This window comes from uncultured Porphyromonas sp. (genome assembly GCF_947254915.1).
Classification (GTDB): Bacteria; Bacteroidota; Bacteroidia; order Bacteroidales; family Porphyromonadaceae; genus Porphyromonas.
Map to the genome: position 1 here is coordinate 1 of NZ_CAMYEZ010000031.1, position 17,212 is coordinate 17,212.

Annotated in this window: 16 protein-coding genes and 1 pseudogene; 13 read left to right on the plus strand and 4 right to left on the minus strand. The window is 52.3% G+C overall.

What is annotated here, in order from left to right:
• Nucleotides 1-334: pseudogene (locus Q0X57_RS03250) on the minus strand (porin); the annotation flags it as partial.
• 396 nt (nt 335-730) lie between these two features.
• Here Q0X57_RS03250 and Q0X57_RS03255 point away from each other — a divergent pair.
• From Q0X57_RS03255 to Q0X57_RS03315, 13 genes are all read left to right on the plus strand, one after another.
• Nucleotides 731-1,459: a pyridoxine 5'-phosphate synthase gene (locus Q0X57_RS03255; RefSeq protein ID WP_297727557.1), complete on the plus strand. Its 729-nt coding sequence runs from the start codon at nt 731-733 to the stop codon at nt 1,457-1,459.
• A gap of 23 nt (nt 1,460-1,482) precedes the next feature.
• Entirely contained in the window at nt 1,483-2,157 is a 675-nt protein-coding gene (locus Q0X57_RS03260; protein WP_007364864.1) for a MotA/TolQ/ExbB proton channel family protein, read from the plus strand.
• A gap of 32 nt (nt 2,158-2,189) precedes the next feature.
• Entirely contained in the window at nt 2,190-2,639 is a 450-nt protein-coding gene (locus Q0X57_RS03265) for a biopolymer transporter ExbD (protein ID WP_297727564.1), read from the plus strand.
• Nucleotides 2,632-3,417 (plus strand): energy transducer TonB, encoded by a 786-nt coding sequence (locus Q0X57_RS03270; RefSeq protein ID WP_297727567.1) that lies wholly within the window; start codon nt 2,632-2,634, stop codon nt 3,415-3,417. Before Q0X57_RS03265 ends, Q0X57_RS03270 begins: the two co-directional genes overlap by 8 nt.
• A gap of 69 nt (nt 3,418-3,486) precedes the next feature.
• Nucleotides 3,487-4,035 carry a DJ-1 family glyoxalase III gene (locus Q0X57_RS03275; RefSeq protein WP_366775030.1) on the plus strand — a complete coding sequence of 183 codons (549 nt, stop codon included), beginning with the start codon at nt 3,487-3,489 and terminating at the stop codon, nt 4,033-4,035.
• 89 nt (nt 4,036-4,124) lie between these two features.
• Nucleotides 4,125-5,261, plus strand: coding sequence for an ABC transporter permease (locus tag Q0X57_RS03280; RefSeq protein WP_297727572.1), 1,137 nt, complete (start codon nt 4,125-4,127; stop codon nt 5,259-5,261).
• A gap of 17 nt (nt 5,262-5,278) precedes the next feature.
• Complete coding sequence (locus tag Q0X57_RS03285) at nt 5,279-6,394, plus strand: ABC transporter permease (RefSeq protein WP_297727575.1); 1,116 nt, start codon at nt 5,279-5,281, stop codon at nt 6,392-6,394.
• Nucleotides 6,395-6,486: 92 nt separating this feature from the next.
• On the plus strand, nt 6,487-8,166 hold the full coding sequence (locus Q0X57_RS03290; protein ID WP_297727578.1) for a hypothetical protein: 1,680 nt from the start codon (nt 6,487-6,489) through the stop codon (nt 8,164-8,166).
• A 788-nt stretch (nt 8,167-8,954) separates the two neighbouring features.
• Complete coding sequence (locus Q0X57_RS03295; RefSeq protein ID WP_297727580.1) at nt 8,955-9,575, plus strand: C40 family peptidase; 621 nt, start codon at nt 8,955-8,957, stop codon at nt 9,573-9,575.
• 56 nt (nt 9,576-9,631) lie between these two features.
• On the plus strand, nt 9,632-10,192 hold the full coding sequence (gene pth, locus Q0X57_RS03300) for an aminoacyl-tRNA hydrolase (protein ID WP_007364891.1): 561 nt from the start codon (nt 9,632-9,634) through the stop codon (nt 10,190-10,192).
• A 7-nt stretch (nt 10,193-10,199) separates the two neighbouring features.
• Nucleotides 10,200-10,682: an RNA-binding S4 domain-containing protein gene (locus Q0X57_RS03305; protein ID WP_297727583.1), complete on the plus strand. Its 483-nt coding sequence runs from the start codon at nt 10,200-10,202 to the stop codon at nt 10,680-10,682.
• Nucleotides 10,683-10,694: 12 nt separating this feature from the next.
• A complete protein-coding gene (locus Q0X57_RS03310; RefSeq protein ID WP_297727586.1) occupies nt 10,695-11,846 on the plus strand; it encodes a glycosyltransferase family 4 protein in 1,152 nt (383 codons plus the stop codon).
• A 4-nt stretch (nt 11,847-11,850) separates the two neighbouring features.
• Nucleotides 11,851-12,807 carry a hypothetical protein gene (locus tag Q0X57_RS03315; protein ID WP_297727591.1) on the plus strand — a complete coding sequence of 319 codons (957 nt, stop codon included), beginning with the start codon at nt 11,851-11,853 and terminating at the stop codon, nt 12,805-12,807.
• A 96-nt stretch (nt 12,808-12,903) separates the two neighbouring features.
• Here the strand turns inward: Q0X57_RS03315 and Q0X57_RS03320 are convergent, their stop codons facing one another.
• From Q0X57_RS03320 to Q0X57_RS03330, 3 genes are read right to left on the minus strand one after another with little or no spacing between them, the layout of a single operon-like run.
• Nucleotides 12,904-13,308 (minus strand): hypothetical protein, encoded by a 405-nt coding sequence (locus Q0X57_RS03320; RefSeq protein ID WP_297727594.1) that lies wholly within the window; start codon nt 13,306-13,308, stop codon nt 12,904-12,906.
• 7 nt (nt 13,309-13,315) lie between these two features.
• The gene (locus tag Q0X57_RS03325; RefSeq protein ID WP_297727597.1) at nt 13,316-14,530 is read right to left on the minus strand and encodes a DUF4374 domain-containing protein; all 1,215 of its coding nucleotides are present in this window, start codon (nt 14,528-14,530) and stop codon (nt 13,316-13,318) included.
• Nucleotides 14,531-14,569: 39 nt separating this feature from the next.
• Nucleotides 14,570-16,969 carry a TonB-dependent receptor gene (locus tag Q0X57_RS03330; RefSeq protein WP_297727600.1) on the minus strand — a complete coding sequence of 800 codons (2,400 nt, stop codon included), beginning with the start codon at nt 16,967-16,969 and terminating at the stop codon, nt 14,570-14,572.
• Nucleotides 16,970-17,212 lie beyond the last annotated feature (243 nt).

The following is a 17,212-nucleotide window of genomic DNA, read 5'->3' on the forward strand; positions in this document are numbered from 1 at the left end:
CCTCAGCCCAATGAGGCTTGTACTCGGCATAGACGTTGAAGATAGAGATCTTTTGATCTGTAGCGTTGACCTCAAGTCTAGCTGCGAGGTCTCCATAGGTAGCGATGGCAGCGAGTCGTCCACGACGTATGCCCATCCTCGTGGTGGGCTGATCGTTAGGAGCCGTGATGTTACCGACCCTGATGTAGTCGCTCTCGGAGCCATACTGCGCGATAGCCTGCACAAAGCCTGTGAAGGTAAAGCGTACCTGCTCCTGAGCGTAAGTAGTCGTACTACTGAGGAGTAGAACGAGAGCGAGTAGAGAGATGAGTCTCCGTTGCATTGTAGAAGTCATAAGTCTAGAAGTTAGAGATTAAAGTGAAGTCACTGCAAAGTTAATCATATTCACTGCTATAGACTGCTGGGATTACAATCGTATAGGACGGCTTCATTTATGGTAGTATCAAGGAAATCAAGCAATTCCTCGGTGGAAATTGCCGAATCTCCACGGAGGAATAAAAAAAATCATCGGAACTTTCATTTCATTCTTCCGAAGTTTCATTTCATTCTTCCGAAGTTTTATTTCGTCCCTCGGTGGAGAATTTTTATTTTCTCCCTGGAGCTTTCCGATTTCCTCGGTAGAGATTGTAATCAGCAGAGATGTAAGAGTGGCTACAGACAGCCTTAATACTGACCATTTCGTCAGAAAGCTATATATTTGTAGCATTGAAAATGTAGACGAACATTATAGATGACGAGACTAAGCGTTAACATTAACAAGATAGCGACCCTCCGCAACGCTCGTGGCGGTGACACGCCCAATGTGGTATTGGCAGCAAGACGCTGTCAAGAGTTTGGTGCCGAGGGGATCACGGTACACCCGAGACCTGATGAGCGGCACATCACTTATCAAGATGTGAGAGACCTTAGGGAGGTGGTCACCACGGAGTTCAACATTGAGGGCTACCCCTCCGATTCCTTCCTCAATCTCGTCTGCTCGGTACGTCCTGAGCAGGTGACGCTTGTACCAGACAAGCCTGACGCACTCACCTCTGATAGTGGCTGGGCCGTGGCTGATTGTCGTGACCTGCTCAAGCCGATCGTTGAGCGTCTGAAGCAGGCGGGCATACGTGTCTCGCTCTTCGTCGGGACCGACCCACGACACATCGAGGCTGCAGCTGAGATTGGTGCCGATCGTGTGGAGCTATACACGGAGCCTTACGCGTCGCAGATGGCGCAGAGTGGCGATCCTAAGGTGATCGTCGCTCCCTTTGCAGAGGCGGCTCAGGTAGCTCAGCGTGTTGGTCTAGGAGTCAATGCGGGGCACGACCTAAATCGTGACAATCTCGCCTACTTCGTCCAGCATGTGACACCACTAGATGAAGTTTCCATAGGACATGCACTCATCAGCGATGCCCTTTACCTAGGTCTCGAGGAGACCATCGCACAGTATCTCAAACAGGCTCACTCTAACTCATAAATATACCTTTGCAAGAATCACTTATGTATCCTATACTTCAGATTGCCAATACAGTAGCTGATCAGACAGCTACCGAACCCGCTACGATGTCCCTATGGGAGCTGGCGTGCGCTGGTGGATGGATTATGATCGTCCTCCTACTCCTCTCGCTCGTCGCTATCTACGTTTTTGTAGCTAAGTATATCGAGCTACGCAAGGTCAATCGTCCTGACGACTCCCTTATCGCACGCATCAAGGACTATCTACAGATGGGGCGCAAAGATAGTGCGATAGCCCTGTGCAAAGAGAAGAACACCCCCGAGGCTCACATGATCGAAAAGGGACTCAAGCGTCTCGGTCAACCCGCCTCCGAGGTACTCCCCGCTATTGAAAACGTAGGCTCCTACGAGGTGGGACGTCTCGAGCGTGGACTACCACTGCTAGCGACGATCGCTGCGGGGGCTCCGATGATTGGTTTCCTCGGTACGGTGACTGGTATGGTACAGGCTTTCTTTGACCTAGCTAATGCACCTGGAGGGATCGATGTATCGCTCCTTTCGAGCGGTATCTACCAAGCGCTGGTCACAACGGTGGGCGGTCTGATCGTCGGTATCGTGACGCTCTTCCTCTACAACTATTTGGTCGGACAGATCAACCGCATCGTCAATCGTCTAGAGGCTAACACGCTAGACTTTATGGACGTAATCAACGAACTGTAAGCGATCGTGCTACACCCCTTAATGCTAAGCTCATGAGTATCAAGAGACGCAGTAAGCATATATCTGTATTTAGTATGGCATCAATGACAGATGTCATCTTCCTGCTACTGATCTTCTTTATGGTGGTCAGCACGCTGGTGGTACCCAATGCGATCAAGGTGAACTTACCCTCCTCGCAGTCTACCGCCACAACGCAAGAGCCTGTGGCGCGCGTCACAATTGATGCGGAGGGCTACTACTACATATCCACAGAGAGTGCGCCTGAGACGACGCTACTACCTGTCGAGGAGCTGGAGGCTAGACTCTACGAGATAGGGGCTGCACACGACGATGAGGAGGACCCCTACGTAGTCCTCTATGCCGACAGATCAGTGTCGTATGGTGAGATCGTCAAGGTACTCAACGCCTCGGCTACCGCTGGGCTACGTATGATCTTGGCAACGGAAGCTTTACAAGATAACAGTACGGAGACAGATGTCTAAGGTGCGCTATGATAGATGGATCGCTGGAGGTGTAGCTTTACTGCTACATCTACTCGTCGTGGGCTTGCTCTTTTGGCTCAGTATGGGTGCCTCTAAGCAAGAGCGTACGAGAGACAAGGAGATATGGATCTCCGTCGGCGTAGATCCAGACTTTGGCGACAAGATTGAGCAGCAGGGCGACCTAGTCGCAGCATCAACCTCGGCTCGTCCAGCCTCTGCCGCCTCTGAGAGCGCACAGCCTACGCCTCCTCAGCAACAAGCACCCAAAGCGCCTGAGGCTACGCCTACGCCACGTCCTACGCCTACACCTGTCCACTCTACAACGACCAAGGAGACACCAAAGCCTGTACAGAAGCCAGCAACCCCTTCCAAGCGTGAGGTGGATAATAAGGTGGCTGGACTATTTGACCGCAAGAAGCCAGCGGGCTCTGAGTCTGGAACGGGTAAGAGTGACGCAGGTAGTGGTGTCGCTGACAAGGGAAAGGCGGGCTCCTCGGCTGGATGGTCGCTGGACGGTCGCTCGATCGTGGGCAATGGCGGACGTCCTGTCATGCCGACACGCGTACCCGACATACGTGGTACGGTTGTTGTTGAGATTACGGTCAATGCTGCTGGACAGGTGACCAACGCTGAGGTGCGCTTGCGTGGTACCAACGTGGTGGATAGTAAGCTTCGCTCGGCAGCTCTTCAGGCGGCTCGTAAGACTCGCTTTAACGCTGTGGGAGGAGTTCCTGACCAAAAGGGGACGATCACCTATCACTTTGATGTCAAGGGTTAGCTTCCTGAGCAATCTTGACAAGAAACTCTTATTTACCTAGGAACTTTTAGAACAAACAGTATGAGTAACATGAACAATATACTAGTCTTCCTCGCAGAAGGCTTCGAAGAGGTTGAGGCACTCGCCATCGTTGATGTACTAAGACGTGGCAATCAACCCGTTACCACGGTATCTATCACAGGCTCTCTCGCTGTAAAAGGCTCACATGACGTAACTATCCAAGCAGATATGCTACTTGAAGAGCTACAGAGCGGAGCGCTCCCCAAGGCTATCGCACTACCTGGCGGGCTGACCAAGCTCAACGAGTGTGAGCCTCTGCTCGAGTTGATACGTCGTCAGCACGAGGCTGGCGGTACGATCGCTGCTATCTGCGCTTCTCCACGCGTACTAGGTGCGGCTGGCATAGGCGATGGCAAGATGCGTGCGACCTGTTACCCAGGCTGTGAGGAGCAGGTGCCAGGCTTCGTCTTGACAGGTGCCGACGTAGAGGTGTGCGGCCACATTGTCACGGGACGTGGTCCAGCGCTGGCGCTACCCTTTGCCTTCAGACTACTCGAGGAGGTAGCAGGTCGTAAGACCGCCGAGCAGGTCGCTGCGGGCTTTCTCTACAAACTTTAGTTATCTAGTCTCCTAGTGGCTCTAGTGCCACTAGGAACACTAGCCAATAGCTAACAGCCAACGGCTAATAGCCAATAGCTAAGCCAAGCATGCGCGTCTTCTTCAAGTTCGTCCGCAAGGAGTTCATCCACATCTTCAGGGATCCGCTTACGCTGATGCTCTTGATAGGTATGCCCATCGTCTTGGTGCTAGCCTTCGGCTTTGCGCTCACCTCCGAGGTGAAGCAGATCGATGTGGTCGTGGCGACACCGACGCGCACCTCTTTTGTTGAGAGCCTCTTCACGCATCTTGACGAGAGCGATGCGGTAGGCTCCGTCAGCTTGATCACACCGCACAAAGATATGGACGAAGCGCTACGCACAGGCGCAGCGCACGTCATCGTCGTCCTTCCGAACGACATAGACAAAGAGCTACTCGCAGGCACCGAGCCTACGGTCCAGCTCCGCCTGGATGCCAGCGATCCCAATACCTCGGCGCTCATCAGTGCGCAGATACAGGGGATCATCTACACGACCGTGCAGGAGTACCTCGAGCAGTTTGGCGCGCTCATAGCCATGCGTATGGCAGAGCGAAGACCTTACCAGATAGAGACCTTTACGACGCTACTCTACAACCCCGAGATGCGGGCGCCTTACTACTTCGTACCAGGCGTCATGAGCTTGGTCCTGATGATCATCTGCGCCTTGATGACCTCCGTCTCAATTGTTCGGGAGAAAGAGTTTGGCTCTATGGAGGTCCTACTCACCTCTCCCGTCAATCCGATCACTATCCTGCTCTCCAAGACCGTTCCTTACTTCACTCTGAGCATCTTCAACGTGGTCACCATCTTACTCTTGTCACGCTTCGTGCTAGGGGTGCCACTGCTAGGGTCAGTGAGCGCTATCTTCTTCGTGTCGCTCCTCTTCATCCTCGTGTCGCTCCTCCTCGGTATGCTCATCAGCACCATCACGGACAATCAAACCGCCGCCATGCTCATCAGTGGCGCGGGACTCCTGCTCCCCGTAGCGATGCTCTCGGGCATGTTCTTCCCAATCGAAAGCATGCCCATACTGCTACAATACTTCGCACGAGCCATCCCCGCCACTTGGTACTCCATAGCGGTCAAGAAACTGATGATACAAGGGCTCGGCTGGTCCTCGATCCTTTGGGAAGCTCTCATCATGATCGGCATGAGCGTCGTGCTAGTCATCCTAGCTCTGCTCAACTTTAAGAAGAAACTAGAGTAAACCCTCCCTGATATCCTATGCTACTAGCTCTCATACGCAAAGAGATATACAACCTCCTCCGCAATAGGTTGCTACTCGGGATGGTCGTCATGTACCCTATCGTCGTCTTGATGCTCCTCCCCTTTGCCACGACTACGGATATCAAGAACCTCCAGACCGTCGTCATCGACCACGATCACACGTCGCTGTCGCAGAGATTGCAAGAGCAGTTCTTCAGCTCAGGTTACTTTGTCAATGCTTGGCAGGGAAAGCTTCCCCCCACCCTTCAGGAAGGTATGAAACTCATAGAGGACGGTCAGGCGGATCTCATCATCACCATCCCGCCCCGCTTTGAGGAGCAGCTCATGCGCTATCAAAAGTCTCAGATCGAGGCAAGGATCAACGCCTTTAACGCTACAAAAGGTGCCGTCGCTGGGGGCTATACGCAGCAGATTGTACAGCAGTTCGTCACTCAGCTCAACGAGTCAACGGGAATAGAGGAGCTAGCCACCATACCGATCCGCATCGTCGAGGTCAATCGCTACAATCCTCAGATAAACTACAAGAACTACATCATCCCAGGTCTCGTCGCCATGCTCATTACGATGACCGCATTCATCCTCCCAGCGCTCAATATGGTGCAGGAGAAGGAGGTCGGCACCATCGAGCAGATGAACGTTACGCCGATCCACCCGCTTATCTTCATGCTCTCCAAGGCGCTCCCCTATATCGTCATATCGATATTTATGGTCTTCCTGGCGCACCCAATCGTCGGACTGCTGTACCGCTTGTGGCCACAAGGCAATGTCGGGATGATGATTGTCGGCACCATGCTTTACGTCCTCGCTATGAGTGGACTGGGACTCTTTATCACCAACTTTGCGCATACACAGCAGCAGGCGATGTTCTCCTTCTTCTTCGTCTTGATGTTCTTCATCCTGCTCGGAGGGCTCTTCACACCGATCGAGGGAATGCCGTCGTGGGCACGTGCCCTGGCCGTGTCGCATCCCTTCACGCACTACAGTATCTTGATGCGCACTTACTACCTCAAGCCAGTAGCCTTCACCGAGCTGTGGCGCGAGCTGACGGCGCTCTCCGTCTTTGCCGTGGTCAACGCCACCGCCGCCATCCTCACCTACCGCAAGCGCACCTAGCTCTCAGCTAACAGTCTCTATTCCAATTTATTTTTGTATCTTTGGAGGGGTTAGTTCTAATCCGAAGACTATTCACCACACACTATAATCATATGAAGAAAAACTACACTTTACTTCTACTCCTCGCTATGACTCTGCTAGGAGTAGCTACACAGACGAATGCTCAGGCACCGCTCATGGAGCCCAGCATCAATCTCACCTTCATCACTGATGACGAAAACGCCTCTCTGGTTATACATGTCCTCGCTCCTACAGACGGTTGCTGGATAGACCTCAATGGTGACGGTCAGTGTCAAGACAACGAGAAGATCCAAAAGGGAGACGAAAAGAGGGCTATCGACCTTCCAAAGGATCTGACCAAGGCAACTATCTATGGTCCGATTACTTATCTCAATCTCAATAAGACAGCCCTCACCTCTATTGATCTCTCCAAGATCAATACACTTGAGGAGCTATGGTGCTACCAGACAGGTATCACGCAGCTTGATGTAACTGGCCAACCTAATCTTGAGAAGCTCTTTTGCTACTCAACTGTGATTAAGGAGCTAGACCTCTCAAAGAGTCCTAAGCTCAAAGAGCTTGGTGTGCAGAATTGTATGCTCAAGGCGATAGATCTCTCTAATCTACCAGAGCTTGAGGTGGTTGTACTCAGCGGTAATAAAATCAGCTCAGTAGATCTAACACACAACCCTAAGCTAAAGGTATTCCATGGTGAAAAGATGGCGCTTACCTCACTAGACCTCTCTAAGTGTCCTGAGCTTACCCTCATACAGTGCAGTCAGAATTATGATCTCAAGACCGTAGATCTCTCTATGCTACCCAATCTAGAGGTATTTAAGGCTGACCTAATAGGTCTGAAGTCAATAGACGTATCTCACAACCCCAAGCTCAAGCAGCTACACCTCGGAGGTAATAAGCTGACTACACTAGATCTATCAAAGAATCCTCTACTAGAGGAGCTGAATCTCAATAATAACAAGAAGCTCTCCTCGCTTGACTTCCTCTCTAGTCTTCCCGAGCTAAAGATGCTTACGATCAAGAAAACAAACCTTACCGTCGATCCAGACTTCTCAAAGAACACCAAGCTGGAGTATATCAATATGGCTAGTTGTGGATTTAAGAAGGTAGATCTCTCGCACAATCCTATGATAAAGAAACTCTACTGCGAGAGGAATGAGCTTACAGAGCTAGACCTGACGAAGACTCCCCTACTGCGAGACTTTATCGCCTTTGAAAACAAACTTACCAAGCTAGACTTCTCAGCTTGTAAGGAGCTTCAGTATACTGACATATCCGTCAATGAAATCGCTGAGCCAGCTATGCAGGTGATTGTAGAGTCTATCCCTAAGTTTGAGCTACTAGATGCGAGCTTCCTTGCAGCTGGTCGATTCATCGCCATTGACATAGCAGAGGGCGAAGAGAAAAACGGTATCACCGATAGACAGGTAAAGGTTGCTACCGACAAGGGCTGGGTGCTCATGAATGGTAATGCTGGTGATCCACAGCCATACCCTGGTAGAAGTACCGTCTCCGTGACACAACTCTCTACGGCTGAGACAGCTATCTACTACAATGCAGCAGATCAGCGTCTCTACGCACGTCTTGCTGAGGATACTCCCGCTACCCTACTCAGAGTCTATGCAGCCTCTGGAGAGGAGCTCCTGAGTGAAGTGTACGACCAGGAGGAAGGCTCTATCTACGTAGGCTACCTACCACAGGGTGTCTACATCGTACAGCTAGGAGACACCACCTACAAGTTTGTCAAGAGGTAATATATCTCACCGCCTATGGTGCTAGTCGCACTAATAGGCATTAGCTCTCTAAAGGGCACCATTGAGGCAATCGAAGGATTCCTCGGTGGTGCCTTTTCGTTTTCTACGGAGGAACGAACAAATTCTTCCGAACTTTTATTTCTCGGTTCCATGGAGAATTTTTATTCGCATTGTGGAGCTTGCCGATTCTTCGGTAGAAGTCAGAATTAGCCGAGTAACCCTGTATAGGGATGCACAATCGGTGCGTCCGTCGTGTCAGAGGAATATTGTATTAAGTTGTATTCGTCTTGTCTGATTTTGGGGACGGACGCACCGATTGCGAGGTTCTACACGGGATTACTCGTCCGAGGCACTCCGACGCTCTTCGAGGACCCTGACACCACACCTCCGAGGAAATCGAAATTGCCTCGGTAGAAAACGAAAATCCTCCACGGAGGAACGGAAAAATTCTTCCGAAGTTTGATTTCTTTCTTCGGAAGTTTCATTTCATTCTTCCGAACTTTTATTTCCCAGCTCCGTGGAGAATTTTCGTTTCCTCGCTGGAGATTTTAGATTTCCTCGGTAGAAGTCGGAATTAGACGGGACTACTCGTGGGCTTTTGCAGGCGGTCGGTAAAGGGTCATTTGTTTTTGCTGAGAGAAATTAGTACCTTTGTCCCGAATGTACAGCTATCCGTAGCTACAACGACATACTGGATGAGTTATAAACCTAGATCTATCAGACTGCTCCTAAGCACCTTCCTGCTCGCATTGCTCTTGAGTCAATGTGCAGCCAAGAGCCCCAGCGGTATGACCTCTAAGCGCCCTATACTGAAGCGTCCTCCCATACAGCGTGTGGTGGGGAGCAAGGCTCAGACGGCTCACGAAGAATTGGTCGCTGATATGATCAACACAGGCAAGGAGCTACTAGGTAAGCCGTACGGTTATAGAGGTAATCTGCCCTGGAGAATGGACTGCTCGGGCTTTGTATCGTACGTATACTCACAGTATGGTATCACGGTGCCACGTGGCTCTGCTACGCAGGCTGGGTATGTCAAGAGGATCAAGAGAGAAGAGGTACTACCAGGGGATTTGCTCTTCTTCAAGGGTCGCAATCGTGGTAGCAGTCGTGTAGGACATGTGGCTATGGTCATTGATATCGTTGATGGTGATTTGGTTATGATGCATAGTACCAATAGCCGTGGCATCGTCATAGAGCGTCTGAGCCGTAGTGCATACTTCTCTAGTCGCTATCTGAGCGCTGGTCGTGTGCCTGAGATAAATGATCTGATTGAGGAGGGCACTCTGATGGTACCCGAGCCGAAGCTCTCTCCTATTGCGCCTAACAATAAGCTCAATCCCGTAGATATAGACCGCGAGAACCTCCTGCCAGAGATACCTATAGGTGGTCCTATACAGTGGCGCAGATAGGTTCCCTGTGAGAGACTGAGCGATGCGGTTTTGCGCTCATTGATATCTATCGCTATATGAATCAATATCTAATCGTCGGGCTCGGTAATCCTACGGAGGAGTATCGTGGCACGAGACACAACATAGGCTTCCGTATGGTGAGTCACCTTGCTGACCAGCAGGGATGGACCTGGTCTACAGCTCGCCATGGGGAGATAGCCTCGGGACGCATTAAGAATGTCCAGCTGACGCTCCTCAAGCCATCTACCTATATGAACCTTAGTGGCACGGCTGTGCGCTACTGGATGCGGGAATTGAAGGTGCCGATAGAAAACATACTTATCTGTCTCGATGACTTGGCTCTCCCCTTCGGCACGCTTCGTATGAAGCCAGGCGGTAGTGCAGGCGGACACAATGGTCTGAAGCATATCACCGAGCTACTCGGCACGGATCGCTACCCACGACTACGCTTTGGCATAGGACATGACTACCCGAGGGGTAAGCAGATAGAGTATGTCTTGGCGCAGTTTCCCGAGGGGGAGCTGGCGGACATGCCTCGCCTCCTAGAGCGTACCGATGAGATGATTCAGAGCTTTTGCCTAGTAGGTGTGGAGCGGACGATGAATAGCTTTAACTAGTCAAGCCATGAGCAGACCTGTACGGATCGACAGCTTCCTCTGGGCAGTGCGTCTCTTCAAGACGCGCTCCATAGCGCAGGATGCCTGTCGGAAGGGTAGGGTGGCAATCAATGATGTGACCGCCAAGCCCGCTAAGATGGTCATGATGGGCGACATCATATCTGTGCGCAAGCCTCCAGTGACGCTATCCTTTAAGGTACTACAGACCACAGCCAACCGTATGGGTGCCAAACTCGTCCCCGAGTATATCCTTAATGTGACACCACCTGAGCAATATGAGCTACTGGAGCTCAAGCGCATGTCGGGTTATGTGGATCGTGCCCAAGGGCTTGGCAGACCAACGAAGCGTGAGCGACGTGATCTAGAGCAATTTCTTCAGGCGCCTGTCGTCGAGACAGCGCCCCTAGAGGATTGGAGCGAGGAACCTCTCGACTATGATGAGGAGCAAGACAATCCCTCGTCAGATCTCCTCGACTGGGACAACTGGTAAGCACTTTAGGACATGCAGCACACGCCTCGCATACTGATCATCCACAGAGCGCTGGCTCCCTATCGGATAGACCTCTTCTCTCACCTGACGAAGCGGTACGACACCGAGCTATACTTGGAGTATGGTCAGCCGTTGGAGCAAGACTTCAACCTCTCACTGCAAGGCGGGCGCATACAGTTTGACTATAAGCTATTGGCCCCTGGGAGTCATCTCCTACCCAATCTGCGACCCGAGCTACTACGCATCTTGCGCAAGCCGTATGATCTTATCCTCTGTAGCGAGTTCAATCTCCTGACAGGGATGCTCTACCTACTGCGTGGACGCTCCGCACGTCCCCTACCACGGCTGGTCTCTATGTGCGATGACAACTTGGTTATGGCTGAGGAGACGTTGCGGGGTTCATCTTTCTCGCCAAAGCGATGGATGCTAGATCGCATTGATGGGGTGATACTCTGCAACGAGCAGGCGAAAGATCTGTACCGAGATAGGTGCCGTGGGGAGTTATCGAAGTGGCACTACCTACCGATCGTCCAAGATGAGCAATACTTGCAGCGACAGGTGGCTCTAGCGCAGGCAGAGACCGCAGCACTGCGCTCTCGCTACGCTATTCCTGACGGGCGGGCGATAATCCTCTACGTGGGGCGACTTGACAAGGTGAAGAACTTGCCACGTCTCCTAGAGGCTTTTAGATTAGTTATTGACGAAGGTCTAGACCTTCAACTCCTGATGGTGGGCGATGGACCGCTGGATGCGGAGCTACGCCAACAAGCTACGACGCTATCGCTAGAGGAGCGGGTTACCTTCGCAGGAAAGCAGCAGGGGAGTGACCTCTATGCGCACTACGGTCTCGGGGATGCCCTGATACTCCCTAGTACGTACGAACCTTTTGGTGCGACGGTCGTTGAGGCACTCGCTCTTGGCATGCCCGTAGCGGTGAGCGAGGTGGCGGGCTCCTGCACACTCATTCGTTCTGAAGAGGAGGGTTATCGACTGAACCCGCTAGATAAGGAGGATATAGCACGAGCTTTGCTACATCTCTATAGATTGATAGGGGAGCGCCAAGATGGGGTCACGAGGCATTCGCTACTGCCCTACACTTTCGACCAATACATGTCGCAGCTAGATGGCTATCTAGACAGTTTGATCGCTGAGCGCTATAAGTAAGTAGATGATACAACGCTATAGAAGTTCGCTCCCCGCACCGCTGGCACTCCTTACGATGGTAGTCGTCTGGTTGCTCTGCGCCGTCATACAGTGGTACTTGCTCGCTCCAGAGCTTGATAGTACAGCACTGCTCGTGGGCTTTGTCTCTCACTCCCTGGCGCTCGTAGCTACGCTCGGGCTGTCAGACCGCATAGCCATACAGCTTCTCCTCATCACGCCCCGTCAGCGAGCGCTCTTACTGCTCCTGCAGACGATGCTCTTGGTGCCGCTCACCGCATTCTTTACGCTCAGCTGGTCCGTCTGGGCGCTCCCCGCACTGCTCATATCGCTCTACCTGCAGATGCTCTGCTACAGTCGTCCTGACCGGCTTCAGACGCTCACCCTCGCAGGACTCATGATGGGCATAGCCGTACTGCTCTATCCTCCATTACTTCTGATCGTACCGCTGAGCTTGTCGCTCCTCGCCTTGATGAAGGTGCGTCGCTTGCGCGCCTACCTCGCCTATCTCTGTGGCTTCATAGCGATCCTTTGGCTCGTACTGCCTACGCTCTATCTCTGGCAAGGTGCTACGCCACTGCTAAACCTCTACGCACAGCTACAGATCGGCGTAGATACGCTTCTAAGCCCCGCTACGCCCTTTGAGTGGATAGGGTGGGGCATCATAGCCCTGCTGCTTATTATAGCGCGTATCGGGCTGGAAAGCATTCGTGGAGGCAGTCACGTCGTCACCTGGTACCGACAAAGAGCGCTACTTCTGATGACGACTCTCGTCCTCCTGCTGGCACTGGTACAGACAGAGACGATGCGCTCCACGCTTCTCCTAGCCGTGCCGCTGGTCATCATACCGATCACTCCCTGGGCGGGTCAACTCTCTCGCTATGCGTGGCGCTACCTGCTCCCGCTCCTCGTCCTCATCGTCACGACGTTGCAGCTCCTCCTCGCCGGTCTCGTCGTCCTCTAGGATAATAAGCGCATACAAAAGGAGGCTATCAACTAATGTGACAGCCTCCTCTCGTTCTTGTTGTCTAACTTCTATCTAACCGTCAAAGCGTTGCGCTCATTGAGCCTTGCTCGTGCGTAGCTCTTTCCAAAGATCTATGACGAGTAGGGCAGCGACGATGCAGACGAATGGTAGTATGGCTGCCTGTGCCCACGTGAAGTGGGGTAGGAGGTCTGTGCAGAGGTGACAGATATTGAGCAGTAGGGTGAGACAAGCGAGTACGAAACTGACGATAGTGCTCCAGCGTCGCTTGCCGTAGCAGCTACAGAGCAGACCAACGAGTGGTACTAGGTAGAGCATCCACCCCGTAAAGGCGGTCATGGCAGGGAGCATTTCTGAGGTCATCTCCTCCGTTGCTATGCTGAGACCAGCAAAGAGTGGCATCAGCTCACAGAGCGTGTGGAAGATGTATCCCATCGGGATGAAAGCCCATAGGAGGGCGGTACGAGTTTGTCTATTCATAGTTTGTTTAGAGCTTTATGATTTTATAGATGCCAGCAGGTGTAGTCACTATGGGCTTGTTGCTACCCTGTCCTGTAGCTGGGTCGTAGCTGTAGAAGCCCATACCGTCTTTAGCGTGTATGCCGAAGTAGATCTTGCCGTTGTAGGCGATGGTGGCATTAGCACTCCAGCCACTAGATCCGGGCAGTGGGAGTATCTTGCCCTTGCCACTCTTGAGGTCTAGCTCGTAGGGGACGAAGTCTTTGTTTTTGGTAAAAGTCTTGTCGTTGGGATCGACAACGAGCGAAGGCTTCTCCAGGAAGAAGTAGACCTTGCCTTTGTAGTAGGTCATCGTCATACCATAAGAGGTGGGCTCTGCGCCATCAGCTTTGGTCACGGAGACGTAGTACTCCTTGTCAAAGTCGGTCTCGCCCTTTTTGATCCGTAAGATACCCTCAGGCTTGCCAAACATGGCACTGCGAGGTCCTGAATAGAAGTATATGTTACCTGCTTCGTCAAGGATGGCGTTGGTGTGTCCGACCATACCAAGGCTCTGTACGCGAGAGTCCTTGATGACCTTCTTGACCTTGTCCGTGGCGACATCAATGACCGCCACAGAGGCTGGCTCATCGTATAGCTCCATCATGGACTTTGTCTGATTGAGACAGAGGAAGAGCTTGCCATCTCGCACGATACCAGTCCCAGCATCGGGATCTTTGTCAGGAGCCTCAGCCTTGGGATCTGTAGTAGCATAGGGAGATAGGTCTATCTCTCCCATCTCCTGCATGGTGGAGGGGTTAAAGATGACGAGCTGACCACGGCTAGCGCAGGTCACGCCGTAAGCCTTCGTATCGCTGGCGAAGATGACCTCAAGGACGTTGGGAGAGCCCTTGAAGGAGAGTGTCGCAACCTCCTGTAGCTTACCATCCTTCATCTGATACTTGCGTAGCGTCTGCTCGCCACCATAGCCATACATACTGCCCGACATGGCGTAGATGTAGTCGCCGTACTTCTCTAGAAAGAGGTGCCCCACGGGGAGGGTCTGTGAATTGTCAAATGACGTCTGCACGCCCTCTGCGAGGTCGGCTAGGGGCGTGAGCTGGAAGGCATTCTCCACCTGTGAGGCGTAGATAAACTTGGCTTCCTGCGTCTGCTGCGGAGTGTTTTCCTCCTTTTGACATGAGCTGAGTGTGACTAGCCCTCCTAAGAGGGCGGTCAGGATTAGTGAGCTAAGATGCTTCATCGTTCTATTATTTATTAGGTTTATAGTCATCTTGATTAGTTAGAATGTGACCTGGAGCTTGGCACGTAGCGAGCGTGTCGGGAGTGGGCACTGATACTCGGCCCATTGCTTGGTGTCAAAGAGGTTGTTGACCTCTAGAGCTAGGTGGTAATGCTGGAAGAGCGTGTACTGCACTCCCACGTTGAAGTTCCATCGGCGAGGTACCTGTAGTCGGCTCACCTTGCTCGCCTCCCACCCATAGCTAAAGGGTGCCGTGTACTCGCACGCTATAAAGCCCTCGCCATGATCTTCGGAGAGGAGTAGCTGGTCGCCCTGTAGACGGATCTCCGCATTGCCAAAGAGGTAAGGCATGTTGGGTACACGATAGTTGTAGTGGAAGTTCTGACCGCCACCGATCGCTGTCCTCATCTTGTCACGTGCATCTTGATAGGTGATGTTGGAGCGAATGGTTAGCCAGGGGAAGAGGTTGGCATAGAGCTCCGCCTCTACGCCTGCTATGCGCACCTGACCGAAGTTTGTGTACTTCATGATAAGGCTCTCCATGACTAGCTTGATCATATCCCTCACATTCATATAGTATCCGTTGAGGTCAATGCGGCAGTTGGGGTAGTCGTCAGGGTTGCAGAGCCAGTTGATGCCTAGGTTGAAGTTAAGGCTTCGCTCAGGGGCTAGCTTGGCAGAAGGGTAGATGAGTACGCCGTCACCGATGATCTCCTCGGCACGAGGGGTACGCATGGTGTATTGCGTAGAGCCTTTGAGCGTAAGATTGGGGAGAGCCTTGATAGAGATAGCCTCGCTACCGCCCCATACGGAGCGTGAGCTGGTGAGTGGAGCGTCATCCTGCTCGTAGATGGTGAAGCCTAGGGGAGATACTGAGGAGTAGAAGTAGACATGCTTCACACCCAGTTCATTGGTAATGCGCTCGTCCCATAGCTTCCACTCGTGTGTCAAACCTGATATGAGAGAGTGTATATACCCAGGGTAGCCACTCACAGCGAGCTTGGTATACTTGCTAGCAAGCTCATCGTGTGGATCACGACGTGCGAAGCGGTAAGAGATGTTGCCTAGGAGGCGATGAGTAGGGGACAGCTGGTAGCGCAGGTTTAGCTGCTCCTGTATGTTGATGAGCTGGTCGTGTGAGTCATTGGGCATGCCACCTATCTCGCCTTGACCAGAGCCACTGGGGAAGGTGCGCCCAGCGAAGTCGTAGCAGTAGTGCGAGGTGTCCACGTGGTTCAGCAATTGGTATGCGACGATACTTGTCGAGCTTAGATAGAGCTTGCCGTCTAGTATGCTCTTTGCAACTGATAGCGCACCCTGTAGGCTCGTCGTGTGGGTGTGGGCATGCTGGATATTGTTTTGCAGATTGAGGACACCTCCCTGTATCTCCTGATAGGTGCGATCAGCACCTAGGGAGAGCGACAGATGGTCTATCCACGGCTTGTGCAGGGACAGGGACAGAGAGCCTCCATAGCTCGCATAGGTGTCATGATCTCGCCGTACCACCAGTCCTTGCTCAAAGGGGGAGTCAAAGGTATAGTCATTGTCCGTGTAAAGCCCTTGTAGAGCAAGGGAAAGGTTCAGTCCGAGAGCGGGCAAGTACTTATTGGCGCGCAAGCTCCCCTTGTGCGTATGGAAGGAGCCTACCTCATAGGATGCGGTCAGATGGTCTTGTTGCTCCTCGTGACGCAAGATTATATTGATTGCTCCACCTAGACCCTCGCCACCGAGCCACGAGGGGATAATCCCCTTGTACACCTCTACATGATCTATTTGGTCTACAGCAAAGGCGTCAAGACTAGTTTGATCAGAGCTCCCGATAGGTACCCCATTGACAAAGATAGCAATGCGCTTGCCGTCTAGCCCCTGTATGATCATACGGGAAGTGCTCCCGATGCCACCCGTGCTGGTCACCTTGACACCCATAGAGCGATTGAGGACTTCGTTGAGCGAAGAGACCGTACCGTGCAGCTCTCGTGTGTCGATGACGGTGATGGACGAAGGGATCTCACGCAGTCGCTGTGCCTGCCCCTTACCATGAACGAAGACTGTGCCTAGCTCCGCCGTAGAGCTTGAGAGGAGGATACGCTGAGGAGCTTGGCTCGCCCGCTTGCTACTATAGCGGAGGGTGTAGTCTTTGTAGCCTACATAGCTTACCTTGATATGATACTCCCCCTTAGTTGGTAGAGACAAGGTGAAGGCACCGTCAGCATCCGTAGCTACGCCTTGATGTAGCTCCTCAACCCACAGTGAGGCGCCGATGAGTGGCTCCTGTGAGGTAGCGTCTAGCACCACACCGCTGTAGGTGCGTCGCCCGGGATTGCTCTGAGCGACGAGCGTGCAGACGGTCGATGATAGTGCGACTAATATGAGGCTATATACCGTGCGACCTAGCCAAGAGCGAAGATGCGGATAGGTACTCATGCGTGTTGTAAACAAAACTTTATGTACACGCAAAAGTACTAGCTATTCTCCTCGTTTCCAATACCTAATGATGGGTAATGGTCGCGGTCTATACGCAGAGTTGACGCATTGTATCCTTGCCTCTAGGGACCACCTATGATGACTCTACCGAGGAAATCGGGGATCTCCAGCGAGGAAACGTAAATTCTCCACGGAACCGGGAAATAAAAGTTCGGAAGAATGAAATGAAACTTCGGAAGAATGATTTCGAAGTTCCGA

Coding starts and splice junctions, on each gene's coding strand:
- Q0X57_RS03255 (WP_297727557.1), top strand. CDS start 731: ATGACGAGACTAAGCGTTAACATTAACAAGATAGCGACCCTCCGCAAC.
- Q0X57_RS03260 (WP_007364864.1), top strand. CDS start 1,483: ATGTATCCTATACTTCAGATTGCCAATACAGTAGCTGATCAGACAGCT.
- Q0X57_RS03265 (WP_297727564.1), top strand. CDS start 2,190: ATGAGTATCAAGAGACGCAGTAAGCATATATCTGTATTTAGTATGGCA.
- Q0X57_RS03270 (WP_297727567.1), top strand. CDS start 2,632: ATGTCTAAGGTGCGCTATGATAGATGGATCGCTGGAGGTGTAGCTTTA.
- Q0X57_RS03275 (WP_366775030.1), top strand. CDS start 3,487: ATGAACAATATACTAGTCTTCCTCGCAGAAGGCTTCGAAGAGGTTGAG.
- Q0X57_RS03280 (WP_297727572.1), top strand. CDS start 4,125: ATGCGCGTCTTCTTCAAGTTCGTCCGCAAGGAGTTCATCCACATCTTC.
- Q0X57_RS03285 (WP_297727575.1), top strand. CDS start 5,279: ATGCTACTAGCTCTCATACGCAAAGAGATATACAACCTCCTCCGCAAT.
- Q0X57_RS03290 (WP_297727578.1), top strand. CDS start 6,487: ATGAAGAAAAACTACACTTTACTTCTACTCCTCGCTATGACTCTGCTA.
- Q0X57_RS03295 (WP_297727580.1), top strand. CDS start 8,955: ATGACCTCTAAGCGCCCTATACTGAAGCGTCCTCCCATACAGCGTGTG.
- pth (WP_007364891.1), top strand. CDS start 9,632: ATGAATCAATATCTAATCGTCGGGCTCGGTAATCCTACGGAGGAGTAT.
- Q0X57_RS03305 (WP_297727583.1), top strand. CDS start 10,200: ATGAGCAGACCTGTACGGATCGACAGCTTCCTCTGGGCAGTGCGTCTC.
- Q0X57_RS03310 (WP_297727586.1), top strand. CDS start 10,695: ATGCAGCACACGCCTCGCATACTGATCATCCACAGAGCGCTGGCTCCC.
- Q0X57_RS03315 (WP_297727591.1), top strand. CDS start 11,851: ATGATACAACGCTATAGAAGTTCGCTCCCCGCACCGCTGGCACTCCTT.
- Q0X57_RS03320 (WP_297727594.1), bottom strand. CDS start 13,308: ATGAATAGACAAACTCGTACCGCCCTCCTATGGGCTTTCATCCCGATG.
- Q0X57_RS03325 (WP_297727597.1), bottom strand. CDS start 14,530: ATGAAGCATCTTAGCTCACTAATCCTGACCGCCCTCTTAGGAGGGCTA.